The following is a 4,965-nucleotide window of genomic DNA, read 5'->3' as shown; positions in this document are numbered from 1 at the left end:
CGTGGTCGCAGCAGGGCGATGTCCGGCTGGGGTTCGGAATATCGATTCAGGCGCACGGGGGCCTGGATGGACACCACCACACGCTTGCCTAGTGTCAGCGTGAGGGCCTGAGCGATCCGGTTTACGGCGGCCGCATGCCGGCTTCCTATCGGAACCATGTCGATGATCTCTCCCTCGATCAATTCGACCCGGTTCTCCGGACGCAGGATGCCAACATCCACCATACGGTAGTAATCATCCACACTGTAGGCGTGGCGCTGCGGGACAGGCGGAACGGGTGTGGGCATGTGCGTCTCCCGGGTCGGTACGCGCTCCTTGCGCAACCCGAGCCTAGCCTGGATCAGGTGTCTGAATCAATTGCGAACGGGGCAATGGAGGTCAGACTCCATTGATCGTGCGATCGTGGACTGAAAACCGATTTTGGCCACGGAAGCACACGTGAGGCGTGAGGCGTGAGGAGAAAAAGATCGATGGGATCAGACTCTGTTGATGGGCCGTGAGTCTATTGATCTTCTGCTTGGGGGTTGCACATCAAACCCTTCCGTGTTTTTCCGTGTGCTTCCGTGGCCATAAAGGTTTTTACGCCTCACGCCTCACGCCTCACGCGACCAAAGCTTTCTCCCCATGTTGCCGTTGAATCAGCGGTGCAGCGCCACAGAGGAAGACGCCCGATGGCCCGCAGGCCGCGACAGAAGACCGGTTCATTCCGCACTATCCGTATCGCCATGCTGCTGTTGGTGCTGCTGGCCGTGGCCGGCGATGCCTGGCTCACACGCCTGCGCAGCACGGACTGGGACGCGCCGTTATGGGTCAGTGTCTATCCCATCAACGGGGACGGCAGTGAGGCCACCGACCGCTACATCGCGACCCTGTCCAACGACAGCTTCGCGCCCGTGGCGGCGTTTCTGGGCCGCGAGGCGGCGCGTTACGGCCTCGCGCTGCGGGAGCCGGCGCAGCTGCGCCTGGCGCCCGAGGTGCGTGAGCATCCCCCCGTGCCCCCCGCCAGCGGCCAGCGTCTGGCGATCATGGCCTGGAGCCTCCAGCTGCGCTACTGGGCCTGGCGCGTCGCGCGCACCTACGGCGGTCCGCCCAGCAATATCCGCATGTTCGTTCAGTATTTCGACCCCGCGCGCACCGATCGCGTGGCCCACTCCCTCGGTCTGCAGAAGGGTCTGATCGGCGTGGTGAATGCCTTCGCTGCACGCAACCTGGCGGGGCAGAACAATGTGGTGATCGCCCACGAGCTGTTGCACACCGTTGGTGCCAGCGATAAATACGACCCGGGCAACGGCCAGCCGCGCTATCCGCAGGGGTTCGCCGATCGCGCGCAGCAGCCCCGCTATCCGCAGACGCGCGCCGAGATCATGGGCGGCCGCATCCCGCTCTCCGCGCACGAGTCGGCCCTGCCCATGACACTGGACAAGGTCCTCGTCGGCCCCGAAACTGCCCTGGAGATCAACTGGATCGATGGGGCCAGGCCGATGCCTTGAAAAGATGGCCACGGAACCCACGGAACAACACGGAAAAAGCTCACTGCATAACACCCGGAAACCAAACCGTGGGTGATGATCCTGAGTTCACATCGTAAAGGAACCGCTGATTAATCCGGCATTGCGAGGATGCCTAGACCCGAAGGGTGAGGTACCCATAATGAAGCCCGCAGGGCGGCCCCGCAGGGGTGAGCGCAGCGAATAATCTCCAAGCTGTTGATCTGCCGTAGAAGGAGATTGCTTCGCTTCGCTCGCAATGACGATACGAGGAATTGATCAGAGGTTCCTAACTCTTTTTGAATTCCTTCCGCGTTGTTCCGTGTGTTTCCGTGGCCATTTCCCGTGCCATCAGGGCTTGGCCCCATTGACCTGGAGCGCATCATGACCAACGACCCACCCCTGCTGCTGTCCATCGTCGAACTCGGTGGCTATCCGAATTTCGCCCCGGTCTATACCCGGCTGGGCTGCCAGGTGATCCTCGAGACGTCCATGCGCAAGGCGCTGGCGGTGGTCCGACAGCGGCAGCCGGACATCGTGGTGGCCGAGTTCAATTTTCAGTCGGACTTCCGCGACCGCACCAGCAGTCTGGAGTCCCTGATGTCGGTCCTGCAGCGGCTACCGGCGACGCGGACGATCGTGTTCTATGAAGAGGAATACGCCCATCAGCTGGCGCGCCTGCAGGCGCGCTTTCCACTGTTCCGGGTGATGACCTATCCCATCGATGTGACGGCACTGGCCGCCAATGTGCAGGCCGCGTTGGCGGCGTGAGCGCGCTCAGCGCCTGGATTGGCGGGTGCGTGGCTGGAAATGACGGACATGCTTGACGATGTCCTGGTAGGGCAGCCGTTCGAGGTCGCCGAAGTGCGTCTGCGCGGCGTTCAGCAGGGCGAAGACATCGTCGGCAGTGTCACTGGCGGCGCGTTCGGGGTACAGCAGCGCCTGCAGTCCCAGCATGCCGCCGACCTGCACCCGGAGTTCCTTGTTGTGCGGCAGCGGCCCGCCGATATGGGTCAGGTGCAGGACGAAGCGTGCGTTCTCCCGCAGGCCGGCCAGCAGTGTCTGGCAGCGCCGCTGGGCGGTGTCGGAGGTGCAGCCGACTGCCTCACGGTCGGCGAGCAGGATGCGCTGGGCGCAGCTGCAGGTCACCTTGCGGGAATGCAGCGCCTTTTCCAGCACGCAGCGGCGCGTGTTCACGGCATGGTAGGTCGAGCGGTATTCGTCTTCTTCCATGGTGCAGCGCAGATACTATTTTTCCCACTCGCGCACGATCTGGGGCTCGCGGTATTCCAGGAGTTTTTCTTCGGCCTCGAGCGCGGTGGCGGCGAACATGACCTTGATGGTGAGGTCGGTGTCGGTGCCCAGTTCGGCGCGCAGGGCACGCGCATGATTCTTGGCGTCGATGAACTTGTCGAACTCGGTCAGGCGCTCCAGGTTCTTGGCCAGTTCGGTCGGGCCTGGTGTGATCTTGTAGATGAAATAGGGCATGTGCTTCATCCTTTGCAGAATCGGTGCGGCGCGGGGGCGGGCGTCGTGTCGGGTGTCGATGGGTGTTGATTATCGCGGTACCCGTGCGTCCAAGTCCAGAATCCCCGGTCATCAGGCTGGAAAAGGTCTGCCGGTGCCGGATTGGGGTATGGTTGTGCGGTCCCTGTTCAAACCATTTCCGGCCACGGAAGCACACGGAATGACATGGAAAAAGGCTCAGTGTATAAAGCCCGTGGATCAATAGAGTCTGACCCGAATGGCGTTTACATAAGCCGATGTCTCGGAAAGTGGCCACGGAAGCACACGGAATGACACGGAAAAAGACTCACTGCACAAAGTCCGGAAGCCAAACCGTGGGTGATAATCCTGGGTTTACAGCGTAAATTTTTCCCGCGTTGTTCTGTGTGCTTCCGTGGCCGAGAAGGGTTTAAGGAAATGCCATTCGAGTCTGACCCCATTGATCGGGCCGTGAGCCAGCGAGGAGCGAAACAATGCTGAACAAACCCGATATCAAACGCGCCATCCCGCAGCGTCGCTACAACTTTGGTGAATTCACGCTGGTGATGCTCGGCGAGATCGAGAGCGGTGACGCGGTGAACTACCGCTATATCCTGGCCGTCGTGCGCGAAGGCGACGATGAGCCGGGCATCTATGTCACCTGTGAGCAGGGGGCTCCCCCGGCCTGGCAGCTGCGGGTGGTGATGCGCGATGGGGCGCAGGTGGTCGCCGAGGATGCCGGTTACCAGGACGCGGACGCGTTCGCTACCGCCGGGCTGGAGATCGTGCGCCAGCTGCTGAACCTGGGCGACGAAGAGCCCTATCGCCTGCTGTGACGGGGTGCCGGCCCTGCGGCCGGTGCCCTCTATCCGGGGAGTTATCATGACGGTCAAGGTGGAGGTGCAGCCCAGTGGGCACGAATTTCCGGTCGAGTCAGGCGAGAACCTGCTCGATGCCGCCCTGCGCGCCGGGATGGCGATCCGCTACAGCTGCAGCAGCGGCAGCTGTGGTGACTGCCGCGCGCGCCTGGTGTCCGGGGAACTCGGCGCCGTACAGCATCATGACTACGTCTTCAGCGAGCAGGAGCGCGCGGACGGTCAGTTTCTGCTGTGCCGTGCGACGGCCGCCTCCGACCTGGTGATCGAGGCGGTCGAGGCGCGCGCCCCGGCGGATGTGCCGGTGCAGACCCTGAGCACCCGGGTGAACAAGCTCCTGCGGCTGTCGGAGGACGTGATGGAGCTGGATCTGCGCACGCCCCGCAGCCACACACTGTGGTTTCTCGCCGGCCAGCACGTGCGTCTGAACATCCCCGACATCGCCCTGTCCGAGAGGTCCGTCGCCAGCTGCCCGTGCAATGGGCTGATCCTGCAGTTCCATGTGTCCCGCCGGCCGGGCGATCCGTTTGCCGAGCACGTCTTCGCGCACATGAAGGTGCACGATACGGTCGATATCGAGGGGCCGTTCGGTGAGTTCGTGCTGGACGAGGAGTCGGAGCGACCGCTGATCTTCATCGCCTTCGAGACCGGTTTTGCGCCCATCAAGAGCCTCATCGAGCACGCCATCTCGCTGGAGATGCGCCAGCCGATGTGGCTCTACTGGATCACGGGCGGGACCCACGGGCACTACCTGGAGAATCAGTGTCGCGCCTGGCAGGATGCCCTGGACGACTTTGTGTTCGTCCCGATCGGCGGCAGCGATGATCCCGGCGACCGGGCGGCGCGGGTGGGCCTGGCCGTGGAGCGGGCCATCGCCCGGGTGCTGGCCGACCACCCGGATCTCGGTGATTGCGATGTCTACGCCAACGGGCCGGATGTCCTGTATACCGGGCTGGCGGCGGCCCTGCGTGCGGGCGGCCAGCCGCCAGGACGGTTATTCCTCGATCAGGTGCAGGGGGCCTGAAGGGTACCGGGGGGGTGCCGGGGGTGCCGGGCGCGCCGCGGTCGACCTACGCGCCGGCCAGGCCGGCGCTTTCCAGTCGCAGGCCCAGCATCAG

The 4,965-nt window shown here is 63.5% G+C and carries 7 protein-coding genes; 4 read left to right on the top strand and 3 right to left on the bottom strand.

What is annotated here, in order from left to right:
• Nucleotides 1-287: Uma2 family endonuclease (locus tag K8I04_07095; GenBank protein ID MBZ0071476.1), on the bottom strand; the 287-nt coding region annotated here is incomplete at its 3' end.
• 384 nt (nucleotides 288-671) lie between these two features.
• On the opposite strand from K8I04_07095, the gene K8I04_07090 reads away from it, so the two are divergent.
• Together K8I04_07090 and K8I04_07085 are read left to right on the top strand one after the other, a co-directional pair.
• The gene (locus K8I04_07090; protein MBZ0071475.1) at nucleotides 672-1,490 is read left to right on the top strand and encodes a hypothetical protein; all 819 of its coding nucleotides are present in this window, start codon (nucleotides 672-674) and stop codon (nucleotides 1,488-1,490) included.
• Between the two features lie 381 nt (nucleotides 1,491-1,871).
• A complete protein-coding gene (locus K8I04_07085) occupies nucleotides 1,872-2,258 on the top strand; it encodes a hypothetical protein (protein ID MBZ0071474.1) in 387 nt (128 codons plus the stop codon).
• A gap of 6 nt (nucleotides 2,259-2,264) precedes the next feature.
• On the opposite strand, the gene K8I04_07080 is transcribed toward K8I04_07085, so the two are convergent.
• Nucleotides 2,265-2,720 carry a hypothetical protein gene (locus K8I04_07080; protein ID MBZ0071473.1) on the bottom strand — a complete coding sequence of 152 codons (456 nt, stop codon included), beginning with the start codon at nucleotides 2,718-2,720 and terminating at the stop codon, nucleotides 2,265-2,267.
• 15 nt (nucleotides 2,721-2,735) lie between these two features.
• Nucleotides 2,736-2,975, bottom strand: coding sequence for a hypothetical protein (locus K8I04_07075; GenBank protein ID MBZ0071472.1), 240 nt, complete (start codon nucleotides 2,973-2,975; stop codon nucleotides 2,736-2,738).
• Between the two features lie 491 nt (nucleotides 2,976-3,466).
• On the opposite strand from K8I04_07075, the gene K8I04_07070 reads away from it, so the two are divergent.
• Both K8I04_07070 and K8I04_07065 read left to right on the top strand, forming a co-directional pair.
• Complete coding sequence (locus K8I04_07070) at nucleotides 3,467-3,808, top strand: hypothetical protein (protein MBZ0071471.1); 342 nt, start codon at nucleotides 3,467-3,469, stop codon at nucleotides 3,806-3,808.
• A 46-nt stretch (nucleotides 3,809-3,854) separates the two neighbouring features.
• Nucleotides 3,855-4,871 (top strand): 2Fe-2S iron-sulfur cluster binding domain-containing protein, encoded by a 1,017-nt coding sequence (locus K8I04_07065; GenBank protein ID MBZ0071470.1) that lies wholly within the window; start codon nucleotides 3,855-3,857, stop codon nucleotides 4,869-4,871.
• The last annotated feature ends 94 nt before the right edge of the window (nucleotides 4,872-4,965 follow it).

This window comes from Gammaproteobacteria bacterium (genome assembly GCA_019911805.1).
Classification (GTDB): Bacteria; Pseudomonadota; Gammaproteobacteria; order Thiohalobacterales; family Thiohalobacteraceae; genus JAHJQQ01.
Note: the sequence above shows the minus strand (reverse complement) of the source record. Positions and strands in the feature narration are given on the sequence as shown.

Excerpts from the sequence above, each read along its gene's own strand:
- K8I04_07065 (MBZ0071470.1), top strand. The coding sequence starts at position 3,855 with ATGACGGTCAAGGTGGAGGTGCAGCCCAGTGGGCACGAATTTCCGGTC.
- K8I04_07075 (MBZ0071472.1), bottom strand. The coding sequence starts at position 2,975 with ATGCCCTATTTCATCTACAAGATCACACCAGGCCCGACCGAACTGGCC.
- K8I04_07085 (MBZ0071474.1), top strand. The coding sequence starts at position 1,872 with ATGACCAACGACCCACCCCTGCTGCTGTCCATCGTCGAACTCGGTGGC.
- K8I04_07070 (MBZ0071471.1), top strand. The coding sequence starts at position 3,467 with ATGCTGAACAAACCCGATATCAAACGCGCCATCCCGCAGCGTCGCTAC.
- K8I04_07090 (MBZ0071475.1), top strand. The coding sequence starts at position 672 with ATGGCCCGCAGGCCGCGACAGAAGACCGGTTCATTCCGCACTATCCGT.
- K8I04_07080 (MBZ0071473.1), bottom strand. The coding sequence starts at position 2,720 with ATGGAAGAAGACGAATACCGCTCGACCTACCATGCCGTGAACACGCGC.